The organism is Nonomuraea sp. NPDC002799, from assembly GCF_053592075.1.
The window spans coordinates 43,963-58,926 of sequence record NZ_JBSFVA010000039.1; the positions used below are offsets into that span (position 1 = coordinate 43,963).

The following is a 14,964-nucleotide window of genomic DNA, read 5'->3' on the forward strand; positions in this document are numbered from 1 at the left end:
CCCGGTCGTCAGGCCGCGGCCGTCCAGGAGAAACGGCCGCCCCGTTATGAGGAAGGGCCGCCCCGTCCATCGACGAGAAGCGGCCCCGCCCCACGACATCGCCCGTCCTGCGGGCGGCTGCACCGGCGGCTACATCTCACTCGCCGCCGCGAGCGCGCGCTCCTTTCGGAGGTCAGCGCAGCTCGTCCGGCCACCACCACTTGCCGTCGTCGTACTTCTCCTGCTCAGGAGCCTTGTACTCCTCGACCTTCTCCTCCTTCACCGGGTCGGGCTTGACCTCCTCGTGCCGCTTCTCGACGTGGTGCCGGTCGTTGCGGGAGTGGTTGCGGTTGTGCACGAAGATGTCGATGTTCGGGGGGCGCCAGCGCGGGCTGCGCAGGATCGGCTTCTCGTGGTGAACGTACGTCGGCTTCGAGACATGCCGCGCCGGCGCGGACGGCGGGCCCCCGGCCTGGACGGTGGAGAAGCCGGCGTTCGCGCTGGCCACCCCCATGCCCAGGGGAAGGAGCATGACACTGGCGACTGCGCCCGTCAGGGCTACCGCCGCGAGCCGTCCAAGGCGCGGCGTCTGCCGAATCTTAGTATTCACGTGCTCTCGTTTCCTTCATGGATATTTCGGCCGGAATCCGGCACCCCCTTCTTGCTGAAGGGCGCCAGACTTAAGCAGACGTACCCATGCACATATTCTCAGTTACCTCCTTAAACCCAAACAACCCGTCAAAGCCCATAGATCTCATGAATAACAGTACGCACCGCGGAACCCACGGCAACGGGCGTCAGCGCAGGGTGGCGGTGAGGGTGCGGCCGTGGAGGTGGCGGGTCGTCGCCTGGATCAGGGTGCCGCCCGGCACGCGTCGCACGGTCACCCCGTCGTCGGCCGTGTCGAGCCTGAGAGACCTGCCGAGCAGGACGACGCTGACGCGGTCGCGTCGCGTCGTGGGGTCGGACAGGGCGACGACCGTGCGTTCGCCGGACCGGACGATGACCGAGGCCGGGCCGTCGATGAGCAGGCGCTCGACGTGGCGCGGGCCGTCGGCGAAGACGTTCGCGGCGACGAGACCGAGGGCCCTGTGCCTGATCGCCTGCACCTGCCGGTTGTTGGCCAGGACGGTCAGCGGGCCGTCCGCGTAATCGCGCAGGCGGGCCTCGGTCGCGTTCGGGAGCAGGGCGTAGGCCAGGGCCGGGGCGTCCCCGGCGGCGGGGTGGGCGACCGAGGCGGTGAACACGTTCTTGGTCACGCTGGTGTCGGGGTTGGCCGTGCGCACGACTCTGCGGCTGCGGGTCACCGTCTCCAGACCGGCCGCGACGGGCTGCCTGGTGAGGAAGGCGTAGCCGACCGAGGTGCGGCGGGTGCCGTTGGCGTAGCGCAACCAGCGCGGCGGCGTGGTGTCGCCCGCCTGCCAGGCCCCGCCGGTCCAGCGCTCGCCGGTCAGCGCGACCGTGTCACCGGGCGCGGCGATGCGGCTGTCCACGGTGGTCACCGCGGCGCGGCCGCCCTGACCGGAGACGCCCGCCGCCAGCACCACGATCTCGTCGTCGAGCATGAACCAGGACTTGGTCGCGCGGGCGTTGCGGTAGGCGACGAAGTCGTCCGGCAGGATGCCCGCCTGCTTGGCGGTGTAGGCGGCGTCGTCGGACTGGACCAGGCCGGCCGCGCCGTACGCGCCGAGCGTCGCGCCGCCGGAGAAGGCGTTCCCGGCGCGGGGGAAGTACACGTAGGTGTTCTGGGACTCCGAGGAGGAGGTGAAGTTGAGCGGGTGGCCGGGGTTCTCGTACCAGAACCGGCCGTACGACTCGGGCACCGTCCGCCGCTCCTCCACCGGCGCGGTGACTCCGGCCAGCCGGTACGGCGAGACGGCCGTGTAGTAGTCGACGCCGAAGACCTCGCGCTGGTCCTCGCCCGCGAGGTAGAGGTAGTACGCCCCGTCGCCCTGGAACCAGGGCATGAGGTTCTCGCCGTTCATGTACTCGTACTTGCTGATCCGGTCGGAGCTGCGCGCCAGGGCGAAGGCGTAACCGGGGCGGCGGTGCACGGTCCGATCCATGGCGTTGAACGCCACGCACCGCTCGGCCGGGTTCAGATCGGCGGCCGGGACGGCGGAGTCGGCGCGGATGGCCGCGTAGCGGGCGATGCTGACCGGGGAGACGAAGGCGGCCGTGTCGGCGGCCGGCAGGAACCTGACGTACTTCTTCAGCGCGAGCGCGCCGGCCGCTCCGACGTGGTCGGCCAGGTCGGCGACGGCCTCCACGATCACCCCGACGTCGGCGTAGCCGGTGGTGGTGCGCGAGACCGCCCGTCCCTTGACGATCTCCATCATCCACCCCTCGAAGACCAGCGGGGCGAAGCCGTCGGCGATCCAGCGGTACACCGTGCCGGGCAGCTCCCCGGACGCGGCCTCGCTCGTCGCGCCCTCCAGCGTCTTGAGGGTCTGGACGACGCGGGTCAGCAGCGCCCGCCCGTAGGAGCCGGTGTAGGCGACCGAGTGGTGCTGGATGAAGGAGCCGTCGCGGTAGTAGCCGTCGGTGACCCCGTGCTGGAGGTCGTAGGGGTCGATCGTGGCGAAGACGGTGACCTGGTCGGCGATGGCCTTGGCGACGCGGGCGTCGTCGCCGGTGAGCGCGCCCTGCAGGATCCGGTTCGCGGTGATGTCGGCCAGGTTCGCACCCGTGTGGAAGCGGGAGTCGAGGTCGACGTCGCCGTCCTTGCCGGCGCGCAGGTAGGCGTCCATCGAGGCGATGTAGGTGGCCGTCAGACCGGGTCGTTCCTCCCGTAACCCCTCGGGCAGCAGGGCCAGCGTCCTGCTCACGTGGGTGGGGATGCCGATCTCCCAGTTGTGCCAGTTGCCGTAGTAGCCCGCCGGCTGGTCGGCGAAGTAACGCTCGTGCAGCCAGAGCAGGCCGTCGCGGGCCCGCCGCTGCGCCGCGGTGTCGCCGTCGAGCTCGCCGCCCGGTGTGCGGGTCGCCAGCACGATCTCGTACAGGTACTGGTAGGCCAGCCGCAGGTTGACGTCGTCGGTGCCCAGCGTGAGGCCGGCGAACAGCTCGCCGCCGGCCGCCTGGTCCATGGCCGTGAGCCGCTGACCGGCGGTCCGGGCCATCGCCGCGATCTTTCCGGCGACCTCGGGACGGGCATTGACCTCCGGGGTGCCCGCGAAGATCGACACGGTGTTGGCGAGCAGCCGTGCGTGGTCGATCCCCGCCGCGGCGCGCGAGGGAGCGGCTGCGGCCAGCAGACCGGCGGCGGGGATCAGGGAGAGAACCTGGCGACGAGACAAGTGCGGCACGCGGGCTCCAGGCCGTCGAAGGATATGCCGGGGGGCAGCCTTCATGATCTACCTTTTCCGGCCCGGAAGTCCACCAGGCCGCGATCCTGCCGATCGGTCAGCGGGGCTGATACGACCAGCGCACGCCGGGCCGGACCGCCCCCGGCGGCGCACCGCGTGCACGGCCGGCGGCGTCAAGAACGCGCGGTCGGGCGCCGTGTTCGCGTAGGGGTTCCGTCAGAACCGGCCCGGCCGGGGCCGCCCCGAGCCAGGCTGGAACGATCACCAGCACGAACGAAGGCCACACATGCCGATGCAGCCGGGCCCATGGAGCCCAGAGGACCCCGATGAAGTGGAGATCGAGCGCTCCAGGCTTGCGGAGATCAGGGCCCGCCTGCCCGAGGCGGCCAGGCCGCTCGACCGGGTGCCGCCCCGCCTGGTCGCTCTGACGGTGGTGGAGTCGGCCTTCACCTCGTTCACCTACTCGCTGGCGCTGGCGTACAGCGAGGTCGAGGCGCTGACGTTGACGGAGACGCGCCACCGCGCCGACGACATCGCCCGGATCCAGGACGGCATGACGGCCTCCCTCACCACGTGGCGGCACGCCGAGCACGCGAGCTCCCTCACATGGAGCTGAGCTTCGCCGGCCTGGGCCGCAGCGGCCTCATGGTGGGCACGGGCGCGGCGCTGACGTTGTCGGCGCTCGGCGTGCCGGCCGGATGGCCGTTCGTGGGCCGGATGTACATCCACCAGTACGATCCGCAGTCCTTCTTCGACGCGGCCGGGACCTGGCAGGCGGTTCAGGACGACGTGGCCGAAGCCCGGCTGAACGTCGAGACCCTCGTCGCCGGGGTGGCCACGACGAGCTGGCGCAGCGACGACGGCCGGGCCTTCCAGCGCCGCATGGACGCCTACCTCGCCGGCCTGCGCGGCGTCGAGCTCCGCGCCGTCGTCACCGCCCTCACCCTGTACACCGCCGGGGCCGCGCTGGCGGCGATGATCCTGTTCCAGTTCCTGACCGCGGCGGCCATGGCGGCGGTGGCCGCCTGGGTGCTGACCGCCGCCGTCACGCCGCTCGGCCTGGCCGGCGCCCGCGTCCTGGCCACGCGGTGCCTGCTCAAGCTCTTCGAGGGTTACCAGGCGATCGAGTCGGCGATGGACACGCTGTTGCACGGCTGCGCCGCCGCGCTGACCGCGACCGTCGCCGTGGACGTGGGCGCGGCCGTCGCCCGCGGTGACGAACGCGCCCTGGACGACCTCGCCGCGGCGACCTTCGCCCAGGGCCCCATGCTGGTCTGGGGCACCGCCAACCGGATCGAGCGCGACCTGACGGCGCACGGCCTCAGCGGCCGCCACCCCGCCCGCCCGGGGTCGCCGCTGCCGCCCGGCCTGCCGCAACTGGCGGGCGCCAAGGCGGTCAACGACGTCACCGGCGGCAGCCAGACGCTCACCGGCCGATACGTGCCGCAGCAGGCCGCCGACGGCACCTACACCTTCCCCTGGGAGTGATCGTGGACTTCAAGCAGGCACTCGGCCTCGACCCCGAACGGCTCGCCGCCGACGCCGACCACCTTTACAGCCGGCTCGGCCGGTGGCCGCGCGCCGCCGCGACGGCCCGCGCCGAGTCCAGGGACGGCTGGGTGAGCGTCGAGTACGGCTGCGCGTCCGGCGTACAGGACCTGCGCCTGGACCCCCGCGCCCTGCGCATGGACGCGAGGCGGCTCGCCGAGACCATCCTCGATCTGATCCACCAGGCGCGCGAGCGGGCCGAGGCCGAGGAACGCGCGGCCGCCGAAGACTTCCTGGGCGCGGAGAACAGCCTCCTCGCCGACCGGCGGCGGGTCGCCGGGCAACTCCGCGACGCCACCGGCACGCTCCAGGAGAACCTGGAGCGCGCCGGCGCCACGATCGACCGGGTACGCGCCCTGCTCCGCCCCTGACCAGGGCATCATCGAGTGCGCGGACCGTCAGGCGGGTCTCCGGCCGTTTCTCGGCTGCGGGTGGCACATGTGCAGGCTCAGCCGCGAGCCGCCGTTCTCCTGATCGACGTGGACCTCGTCGCACAGATGCTGGATCGTCCACAGGCCGAAGCCGTGCGAACCGGTCGGGTCGACTTTGGCCTCGGCCAGATGGTCGCGCGTCAGGCGGCCGGCCTGGTCGAGCACCTCCACGGTGACCCCATGAGGACCGCCCCGGGCGGTGATGGTGCCGTCCGCGCCTCCGTGGTCGAGCACGTTGGTGACCGCTTCGTTGACCGCCAGCACCAGATCGTCTAACCGCTCCCCGCTCAGCCCGCTGTCGCGGGCGTGGAGGCGTATCTGGTGGCGGATACGGTCAAGATCAGCGCTGATAGGACAGCGCAACACGGATTCCATCGTCTCATCGCCAGCCCCGGGTGGACGTTCGGTTCTGTTGTGCGCGGACTTCCCCAGCTTCCCCCCGACAGATCGGCAAACACCACCGCCGCTTTCCGGCCGGGCGAGGTCATGGTTTGAAGCGGTAGCCCATGCCGGGTTCGGTGAACAGGTGTGCGGGGTGGGCGGGGTCGGGTTCGAGTTTGCGGCGGATCTGAGCCATGTACTGGCGCAGGTAGTGGGTCTCCTTGACGAACTTGGAGCCCCATACCTCGGTCAGGATCTGCCGCTGGCTGATCAGCTTGCCGGGGTGGCGCAGCAGCAGCTCCAGGATGTGCCATTCGGTCGGGGTGAGGCGGACGTCGCTGGAGATGGTTTTGTTGGTCAGGTCGATGACGTGCTCGCCGATGGCGATGCTGGCCAGCTCGGCTTCCTGGATGGAGGCGCGCCGGGTCACCGCCCGCACCCGGGCCAGCAGTTCGTCGATGCCGAACGGTTTGGTGACGTAGTCGTCGGCCCCCGCGTCCAGGGCGTCGATCTTGTCCTGGTTGCCGGCCCGGCCGGACAGCACGATGATCGGGATGGAGGTCCAGCCGCGCAGGCCGTGGATGACGTCCACGCCGTCCAGATCGGGCAGCCCGAGATCGAGGATGACCAGGTCGGGTGCGCTGTCGACGGCGGCGCGCAGCGCGGAGGCGCCGTCGCCGGCGACGTCCACCTCGTAGTGGCGGGCGGCCAGGTTGATGCGCAGGGCGCGCAGGATCTGCGGTTCGTCGTCGACGACGAGGATACGCGTCACGACGTCCCCGTTCGGCTGGAGATGGGCAGTGTCAGGATCATGGTGAGACCTCCCCCTGGTGTCTCTTCGGGTACGAGCGTGCCGCCCATCGCCTCGGTCAGACCGCGTGAGAGCGCCAGGCCCAGGCCGACGCCCGAATGGTTGTCACGGTCGCCGAGCCGCTGGAACGGCTGGAAGACGCGGTCGTGCGCCTCCGGCGGGATGCCGGGGCCGCGGTCCATGACGCGGATGTCCACATGGTCGCCGTACCAGCTCGCGCTGATCAGCACCGTCTTGTCCGGTGGGCTGTAGCGGATCGCGTTCGCCATGAGGTTGACCAGGACGCGCTCCAGCAGGGCCGGGTCGGCGAGGATGTCGGGCAGCTCGATGGAGATGTCGCCCTCGATCCGGTCGCGCAGCGGGCCGAGGTCGTCGATGGCGCGCGGGACGATCTCCTCCAGCGCGATCGGCTGCGGCGTCGCGCCGAGCACGCCGGCCTGCAGGCGGCTCATGTCGAGCAGGTTGGCCACCAGCCGGGCCAGCTTGTCGAGCGACTCCCCGGCGGTGGCCAGCAGCTCGGCGCGGTCGTGGTCGCTCCAGGCGATGCCGGTGTTGCCGAGGCTCTCCACGGCGGCCTTGGCCGAGGCGAGCGGGGTGCGCAGGTCGTGGCTGACGGCGGCGAGCAGCGCGGTGCGCATCTTGTCGGCCTCGGCCAGCGGCCTGGCCTGCTCGGCGGCCTCCTGCAGGCGTTCCTGGCGCAGCGCGACGGCGACCTCGGCGGCGAACGCCTCCAGCACCGTGCGGTCGGCGGCGTCCAGCGGCCCGCCCTGGGCGGCCAGGATCATGTCCTCGTCGATGACCACGTCGGTGTCGGACTGCCCCGGGCACGTCGACGGCGCGCCGCCGGAGGTGGCCACGATCCGCCAGACGTCCGGGTCGGACTGGTCGTCCGGGGTGCGCGCGGCTTCGGGGCGGCGTTCCAGCAGGGTGACCGAGGTCAGGCCGAACGTCTCGCGCATGCGTTCCAGCAGCGACGGCACGGCGGCCTGGCCGCGCAGCACGTGCCCGGCCAGCGTGGACAGCAGCTCGGCGTCGGCGCTGGCGCGGGCGGCCTCGCGGGCGCGGCGGGCGGCGATGTCCACGATCGTGCTCACCGCCGCCGCCACCAGCACGAACACCAGCAGCGCGAACAGGCTCTCCGGATCGGAGATGGTGAACTCGCCGATCGGCGGCGTGAAGAACCAGTTGAGCAGCAACGACCCGCCGACGGCCGCGGTGATGGCCGGCCACATGCCGCCCGCGAGTGCCACCCCCACGGTCAGGCAGAGGAAGAACAGGATCTCACTCGGCAGCGACAACATGTCGCGAAAGGGCGTCAGCACGGCGGTCAGCAGCGGCATCCCGGCCACCGCGAGCGCCCAGCCGCTCAGCCGCCGGGTGCGGGTCAGCGCGGCGCGCGAGCGTACCGGCCGGCGGCGGCCGCGCTTGGCCTCGTCATGGGTGATCATGTGGACGTCGATCGAGCCCGACCTGGCCGTGGTCTCGACCCCGACGCCACGCGCGAAGAGCTGGGCGAACCGGCCCCTGCGGGAGGCGCCGAGGACGAGCTGGGTGGCGTTGACGCCGCGGGCGAAGTCGAGCAGCGCGCGCGGGATGTCGTCGCCGACGACCTGGTGGTAGGTGCCGCCCATGTCCTCGACCAGGGTGCGCTGGCGGGCCAGGCTGGCCGGATCGGCTCCGGCCAGCCCGTCGGCGCTGGTGACGTGGACCGCGAGCAGGTCGGCGCCCTTGGTGCGGGCGGCGATGCGGGCGGCCCTGCGTACCAGGGTGTCGCCCTCGGGGCCGCCGGTCAGCGCGACCACCACCCGCTCGCGCGCCTCCCACGTGCTGGCGATGCCGTGGTCGGCGCGGTAGCGGTCGAGCTGGTCGTCCACCTTGCCGGCCACCCACAACAGCGCCAGCTCGCGCAGCGCGGTCAGGTTGCCGACGCGGAAGTAGTTCGACAGGGCGGCGTCGACCTTGGCCGGGGCGTAGACGTTGCCGTGCGCCATCCGGCGGCGCAGCGCCTCGGGCGCCATGTCGACCAGCTCGACCTGGTCGGCGCGGCGCACCACCTCATCCGGCACGGTCTCCCGCTGCGGCACGCCGGTGATCTCCTGGACGACGTCGTTGACCGACTCCAGGTGCTGGACGTTCACCGTGGAGATGACGTCGATGCCGGCGTCGAGGAGCTCGTCGATGTCCTGCCAGCGCTTGACGTTCTTCGAGCCGGGCACGTTGGTGTGGGCCAGCTCGTCGATCAGCGCGACCTTGGGCGCCCGGTCGATGACCGCGGCCACGTCCAGCTCGGTGAAGGTGGCGCCCCGGTAGACGATCGTCTTGCGCGGGATCACCTCCATGTCCTCCAGCAGGGCGGCGGTGCGGGCGCGGCCGTGGGTCTCGACGAACCCCACGACCACGTCCCGGCCGCGATCCAGCCCACGCCGGCCCTCGCCGAGCATCGCGTACGTCTTGCCCACCCCGGGCGCCGCCCCGAGGTAGACCCGCAGGCGGCCCCTGGTCATGAGCGGTCGAGCGCCAGGTTGAGTTCGAGCACGTTGACGGCGGGTTCGCCCATGAAGCCGAGCGCCCGGCCGGTGGTGTGCTCGCCGATCAGCGTCTTGACCCGCTCCAGGGCGATGCCGCGTTCCTTGGCCACGCGGGGCGCCTGGAGGTCGGCGTAGGCGACGGAGATGTGCGGGTCGAGGCCGGAGCCGCTGGCGGTGACCGCGTCGGCCGGGACCTCCGCGGTGGTCACGTTCCCGCGCACGGGCACGGTCCGGCCGGCCGCGTAGTCCTCGCCCGGCTTGCCGCACGCCACCGGCAGCCCCTGGTAGGAGGTGACGAAGGGCGCGGCCGGGCAGGCCTGGTTGACGCTGACGGCCCGGTCCGCGAAGACCTTCAGCACCGCGCCGACCCCGTCGGGGGCGCAGTACGGGCGGGCGCCGCTGACGCCCTCCAGCTCACCGGCCGCCTTGGACCGGGCGCACACCTGGGTGAGCAGCGACTGCTTGCCCTCATCCGGATTGCCCTCCTCGTCCTTGGCGCCGGGCACCGGCAACGTGTCCACGACGTCCTCGGGGCCCAGGTTACTGGCGCTGGTCGAGGTCGGGTCGTAGCCGTCACCGGCGGCCGACGGCCGGGACTGGAAGTACTTCTTGACCGGGTTGCCGTCGGCGTCGGTGAAGGACTGGCCGATGAGCGCGCTGCCGCGACCACCCTCGACCATGGAGCCGTTGGCGTGGCCGTTGAACAGCGCCTGGGCGACGCCGGTGGTGACCAGGGGGTAGATCAGGCCGAGCAGCACGGTCAGGACGGCGACCGCCCTGATCGCGGCGAGGTGCTGGCGGAGCCAGCTGGGCAGACGTTCCATTTAGCTCATCCCCGGAAGGAACTGGATCAGAAGGTCGATGATCTTGATGCCGACGAACGGCGCGACGATGCCGCCCAGGCCGTAGACGTACAGGTTGCGCGACAGGAGCTTGGAGGCGCTGGAGGGGCGGTAGCGCACCCCGCGCAGCGCCAGCGGGATCAGCGCGACGATGATGATCGCGTTGAAGATGACCGCCGACAGGACGGCCGACTGCGGGCTGGCCAGGCGCATGATGTTGAGCGCGTCCAGGCCCGGGTAGACGGCCGCGAACATGGCCGGGATGATCGCGAAGTACTTCGCGATGTCGTTGGCGATCGAGAACGTGGTCAGCGCGCCGCGCGTGATGAGGAGCTGCTTGCCGATCTCGACGATCTCGATGAGCTTGGTCGGGTTGGAGTCGAGGTCGACCATGTTGCCGGCCTCTTTGGCGGCGCTGGTGCCGGTGTTCATGGCGACGCCGACGTCCGACTGGGCCAGGGCGGGGGCGTCGTTGGTGCCGTCGCCGGTCATCGCGACCAGCCGGCCGCCCTCCTGCTCCTTCTTGATCAGCGCCAGCTTGTCCTCCGGCGTGGCCTCGGCCAGGAAGTCGTCCACCCCGGCCTCGTCCGCGATGGCCTTGGCGGTCAGCGGGTTGTCACCGGTGATCATGACGGTGCGGATGCCCATCCGGCGCATCTCGTCGAAGCGCTCCCGCATGCCCTGCTTGACCACGTCCTTGAGGTGGATCACCCCGAGGACCCGGCCCTTCTCGGCCACCACCAGCGGGGTGCCGCCGGAGGCCGAGATGCCGTCCACGACGTGGCCGATGTCGTCGGTCGGGTGACCGCCGGCGTCGCGTACCCACTTCATCACCGCCGTGGCGGCGCCCTTGCGGACCTCGCGGCCCTCCAGGTTCACCCCCGACATGCGGGTCTGCGCGGTGAACTGCACCCACTCGGCGCCCTGGATCTCCCGCTCGCGCAGGCCGTAGCGCTCCTTGGCGAACACCACGATCGAGCGGCCCTCGGGGGTGGCGTCGGCGAGGCTGGACAACTGCGCCGCCTCGGCCAGCTCCTGCTCGGTGATCCCGGCGACCGGGACGAACTCGGCCGCCTGCCGGTTGCCCAGCGTGATCGTGCCGGTCTTGTCCAGCAGCAGCGTGGACACGTCGCCCGCCGCCTCGACCGCGCGGCCCGACATGGCCAGCACGTTGCGCTGCACCAGGCGGTCCATGCCCGCGATGCCGATCGCCGACAACAACGCCCCGATGGTGGTCGGGATGAGGCAGACCAGCAGCGACACCAGCACGACGCCGGTGACGCCGTTCCCGTCGAGCGCGAGCGAGTCCGGCACGCCCGGGTTGATCAGCTTGGAGTAGACGGCCAGCGGCTGCATGGTGACGGTGGCGATCAGGAAGATGATCGTCAAGGCGGAGAGCAGGATGTTGAGCGCGATCTCGTTCGGCGTCTTCTGCCGGTTCGCGCCCTCGACGAGGGCGATCATCCGGTCGATGAAGCTCTCGCCGGGCTTCTGGGTGATCTGCACGACGATCTTGTCGGACAGCACCTTGGTGCCGCCGGTGACCGCCGACCGGTCGCCGCCGGACTCGCGGATGACGGGGGCGGACTCGCCGGTGATGGCCGACTCGTCCACGCTCGCGATGCCGTCGACCACGTCGCCGTCGCCCGGGATGGTCTCCCCGGCCTCGACGACGACGAAGTCGCCCTGCTTGAGCTCGGGCGCGCCGACGGTGTCCCACTCGGCCGAGGTCCGGCTCTTCAGCCGGCGGGCGGTGGTGTCGGTCTTGGCCTTGCGCAGGGTGGCCGCCTGCGCCTTGCCGCGTCCCTCGGCCACGGCCTCGGCCAGGTTGGCGAAGATCACGGTCAGCCAGAGCCACACGACGATGGCCCAGGCGAAGAACGACGGGTCGAGGACGGCCAGCACGGTGCTGAACACCGCGCCGATCTCCACGATGAGCATGACGGGGTTACGCCACAGTGTGGCGGGGTTGAGCTTCTTCAGCGCGTCCGGCAACGATTGGAGCATCTGCCGGGGATCCAGCAGGCCGCCGCCCACGCGGCCGTTCCGCTGCGCGGCCTTCTCCAGCACGGGGGTTGACATATCAGGACAGTCCTTCTGCGATGGGGCCGAGCGCGAGTGCCGGGAGGAAGGTGAGGGCGACCAGGATGATCGTCACGCCGACGACCATGCCGACGAACTGCGGCCGGTGGGTCGGCAACGTTCCGGCGCCCTCGGGCACGGGTGACTGCCGGGCCAGTGAGCCGGCCAGCGCCAGCACCAGGATGATCGGCAGGAAGCGGCCGAAGACCATGCACAGGCCGAGCGCCACGTCGTACCACGGGGTGTTGACCGTGAGGCCGGCGAAGGCGGAGCCGTTGTTGTTGGAGGCGCTGGTGAAGGCGTAGAGGATCTCCGACAGGCCGTGCGGGCCCGAGTTGAGCATGCTCGCGCGCTGCTCGGCGGAGCCCATCGCGAACGCCGTGCCGATCAGCACGAGCGTCGGGGTGACCAGGAAGTACAGCGAGGCGAGCTTGATCTCGCGGGCGCCGATCTTCTTGCCCAGGTATTCGGGCGTGCGGCCGACCATCAGGCCCGCCACGAAGACGGTGATGACGGCGAGGATGAGCATGCCGTACAGACCCGCGCCGACGCCGCCGGGGGCGACCTCGCCGAGCATCATGTTGAACATCGTCATCATGCCGCCGAACGGCGTGTAGGAGTCGTGGAAGGAGTCCACCGCGCCGGTGCTCGTCAGCGTCGTGGCGGCGCCGAAGGTGGCCGAGTTCGAGACGCCGAAGCGCAGCTCCTTGCCCTCCATGGCCGCGCCCACCGCCTGCGGCACGGTCGCGTTCCCGCTCAGCTCGAAGACGTTGGTGAGCAGCACGCTGGCCAGCGCCAGGATGCCCATCACGGCGAGGATGGCGTAGCCCTGCCGGACCTGGCCGACCATCTTGCCGAAGGTACGCGGCAGCGCGAACGGGATCACCAGGATGAGGAAGATCTCGAACCAGTTGGTCCAGCTCGCCGCGTTCTCGAACGGGTGCGAGGAGTTGGCGTTGTAGAAGCCGCCGCCGTTGGTGCCCAGCTCCTTGATGACCTCCTGCGAGGCGACCGGGCCGCCGGTGATCGCCTGCGTGCCGCCGGTCAGCGTGGTCACCTCGTGCAGGCCGGAGAAGTTCTGGATCAGGCCGCCGGCCACCAGGACGAGCGCGCCGACGAACGCGATCGGCAGCAGGATCCGGATCGAGCCGCGGACCAGGTCCACCCAGAAGTTGCCGATCGTCTCGGACCTGCGGCGGGCGAAGCCGCGCACCAGCGCGATCGCCACCGCCATGCCCACCGACGCCGACACGAAGTTCTGCACGGCCAGGGCGGCCATCTGGGTCAGGTGACCCATCGTGGACTCGCCCGAGTAGCTCTGCCAGTTGGTGTTGGTGACGAAGCTGATCGCGGTGTTCCAGGCGATGTGGTCGGTGACCGGCGCCATGCCCAGGCTCAGCGGCAGCTTGTCCTGCAGCCGCTGGAGGCCGTACACGACGAGGATGGAGATCACCGAGAACGCCAGCAGGCTGCGGGCGTAGACGCCCCAGCTCTGCTCGGCGTCGGCCCGCACCCCGAGCAGCCGGTAGACGCCCCGCTCGGCGACGTTGTGCTTGGTGGTCGTGTAGACCCGGTACATGTAGTCGCCCAGCGGCTTGTGCACCAGGGCCAGCACGGCGATCAGGGAGGCGATGAAGATCATCCCTGCGACGGTGGGGCTCATCAGAAACGCTCCGGGAACAGCAGCGCGGCGACCATGAAGATCACCAGTGCGACGACGACCACAAGACCGGTGGCGTTGATCGCGCTCACAGGCGCTCCACCGCCTTCACCACGTACCCGAAGATCACGAAGATCGCGATCGTCAGGGCGACGAAGATGACGTCAGCCATCCCGACTCCTCAGCTCTGGAACAATCCTTACCGCCCGGAATGAGCGGTTGCAGACCAAGGAAAACCCCAGAAAAAGGCCGTTTTGCCGTTCTTGACGACTTCCCTACGGCCGGGGGCCGATTCTTGACGCACTTCATACGCGCCACCCGCGGGTCACGTGTTGATGGCCGCCGTGAGCTGGTCGCGCCCGCCGGTGCCGGTCTTGCGGAAGATCGCCTTGAGGTGGTCGTTGACGGTGTGGACCGACAGGTCGAGCGTGCGGGCGATCTGCTTGGGCGCGGAGCCGGTGCAGAGGTGCCGCATGATCTGGCGTTCGCGGGTGGTGACGCGATACCAGTCGCAGAACGCGGGGAGCAGCAGCGCGCCGTTCGCCCGCTGGATCACGATCGCGACGTCACCGGCGTCGCCGAGCGGCTGCGCCTCGATCGCGGTCCACCAGCCCGACCCCACCGAGGGGACGCACAACCGGGTGGATCGCGGGTGCGCGCGCGCCACGCCCGCCATGGCGGTGAACGAGGATTCGAGCAGCCAGTCCGGGATGGCCTGCTGCGCCGTCAGCGCGTCCAGCCACGGCCGCACCTGGGATGTCGACGCGGTGACCCGGCCGTCGGCGCCGACGACCAGCATGCCCGGCGGCGGCTCGTGTGCCGAGGGCATGACGGGCTCCGCCGTCACATAGCCGCGCAGCGCGGCGATCAGCGCGGGCCCGACCCCGGCGATCCGCCGCGCGTCACCGTCGTCGAACGGCCGCCCGCCCGCCTCCCGCAGCAGGAAGAGCCCTCCCCACACACCGCGCGCGTCCCGCAGCGCGAGGCACAACTCCGCACCGGCTCCGTGCCTGGCCAGCACCCGGTGGCACGCGCCCGGGCGGAGTCCGGGATCGGCCACCACCACCGGGAGGGCCTGGCGGGCCAGGTGATCGAACTCCCGCAGGTCCGCCCCCACCCCGTCCGCACTCAGCAACTCGCGACCGAGATCGGGCGCGTATCCATGCCAGAACGCCAGCGAGCTCATGCCCAGACCGGTCGCCGGGTTCATCGCGCCGCAGCGCAGCGCGTCGTGCGCCACCACCGGCGCGATCACCCGTGACAACTCCGCGGCGATCGCCTCCAGCCCGGCCCCGGGCACCAGCGCCGCGCACAGATCCCGATGCAACCGATCACCGACCGTAACCATGACCCCAGTGTGGACCGCGCCGGACGGCGCGGGCCAGCGGATTAACCGT

The 14,964-nt window shown here is 71.0% G+C and carries 13 protein-coding genes; 3 read left to right on the top strand and 10 right to left on the bottom strand.

What is annotated here, in order from left to right; translation table 11 throughout:
* Positions 1-172: 172 nt before the first annotated feature.
* Both ACWD0F_RS42870 and ACWD0F_RS42875 read right to left on the bottom strand, forming a co-directional pair.
* Positions 173-511, bottom strand: a complete 339-nt coding sequence (locus tag ACWD0F_RS42870) for a hypothetical protein (protein WP_449887441.1) — start codon at positions 509-511, stop codon at positions 173-175.
* 265 nt (positions 512-776) lie between these two features.
* Complete coding sequence (locus ACWD0F_RS42875) at positions 777-3,284, bottom strand: polysaccharide lyase family 8 super-sandwich domain-containing protein (protein ID WP_449887443.1); 2,508 nt, start codon at positions 3,282-3,284, stop codon at positions 777-779.
* Between the two features lie 286 nt (positions 3,285-3,570).
* On the opposite strand from ACWD0F_RS42875, the gene ACWD0F_RS42880 reads away from it, so the two are divergent.
* From ACWD0F_RS42880 to ACWD0F_RS42890, 3 genes are read left to right on the top strand one after another with little or no spacing between them, the layout of a single operon-like run.
* Positions 3,571-3,900, top strand: a complete 330-nt coding sequence (locus tag ACWD0F_RS42880; RefSeq protein WP_449887445.1) for a hypothetical protein — start codon at positions 3,571-3,573, stop codon at positions 3,898-3,900.
* Positions 3,891-4,772, top strand: coding sequence for a hypothetical protein (locus ACWD0F_RS42885; RefSeq protein ID WP_449887447.1), 882 nt, complete (start codon positions 3,891-3,893; stop codon positions 4,770-4,772). The genes ACWD0F_RS42880 and ACWD0F_RS42885 overlap by 10 nt, the downstream gene beginning before the upstream one ends.
* 2 nt (positions 4,773-4,774) lie before the next feature.
* Entirely contained in the window at positions 4,775-5,203 is a 429-nt protein-coding gene (locus ACWD0F_RS42890) for a YbaB/EbfC family nucleoid-associated protein (protein ID WP_449887449.1), read from the top strand.
* Positions 5,204-5,230: 27 nt separating this feature from the next.
* On the opposite strand, the gene ACWD0F_RS42895 is transcribed toward ACWD0F_RS42890, so the two are convergent.
* From ACWD0F_RS42895 to ACWD0F_RS42930, 8 genes are all read right to left on the bottom strand, one after another.
* Positions 5,231-5,629 carry an ATP-binding protein gene (locus tag ACWD0F_RS42895; protein ID WP_449887451.1) on the bottom strand — a complete coding sequence of 133 codons (399 nt, stop codon included), beginning with the start codon at positions 5,627-5,629 and terminating at the stop codon, positions 5,231-5,233.
* Between the two features lie 118 nt (positions 5,630-5,747).
* The gene (locus ACWD0F_RS42900) at positions 5,748-6,416 is read right to left on the bottom strand and encodes a response regulator (protein WP_449887453.1); all 669 of its coding nucleotides are present in this window, start codon (positions 6,414-6,416) and stop codon (positions 5,748-5,750) included.
* A complete protein-coding gene (locus ACWD0F_RS42905) occupies positions 6,413-8,959 on the bottom strand; it encodes a DUF4118 domain-containing protein (protein WP_449887455.1) in 2,547 nt (848 codons plus the stop codon). Before ACWD0F_RS42905 ends, ACWD0F_RS42900 begins: the two co-directional genes overlap by 4 nt.
* Entirely contained in the window at positions 8,956-9,807 is an 852-nt protein-coding gene (locus ACWD0F_RS42910) for a potassium-transporting ATPase subunit C (RefSeq protein WP_449887457.1), read from the bottom strand. The genes ACWD0F_RS42905 and ACWD0F_RS42910 overlap by 4 nt, the downstream gene beginning before the upstream one ends.
* Complete coding sequence (gene kdpB, locus ACWD0F_RS42915; RefSeq protein ID WP_449887459.1) at positions 9,808-11,907, bottom strand: potassium-transporting ATPase subunit KdpB; 2,100 nt, start codon at positions 11,905-11,907, stop codon at positions 9,808-9,810.
* A gap of 1 nt (position 11,908) precedes the next feature.
* Positions 11,909-13,549, bottom strand: a complete 1,641-nt coding sequence (gene kdpA, locus ACWD0F_RS42920; protein WP_449887461.1) for a potassium-transporting ATPase subunit KdpA — start codon at positions 13,547-13,549, stop codon at positions 11,909-11,911.
* Between the two features lie 20 nt (positions 13,550-13,569).
* Complete coding sequence (gene kdpF / locus ACWD0F_RS42925) at positions 13,570-13,659, bottom strand: K(+)-transporting ATPase subunit F (protein ID WP_336203760.1); 90 nt, start codon at positions 13,657-13,659, stop codon at positions 13,570-13,572.
* A gap of 233 nt (positions 13,660-13,892) precedes the next feature.
* The gene (locus ACWD0F_RS42930) at positions 13,893-14,915 is read right to left on the bottom strand and encodes a helix-turn-helix transcriptional regulator (RefSeq protein WP_449887464.1); all 1,023 of its coding nucleotides are present in this window, start codon (positions 14,913-14,915) and stop codon (positions 13,893-13,895) included.
* Positions 14,916-14,964: the final 49 nt, after the last annotated feature.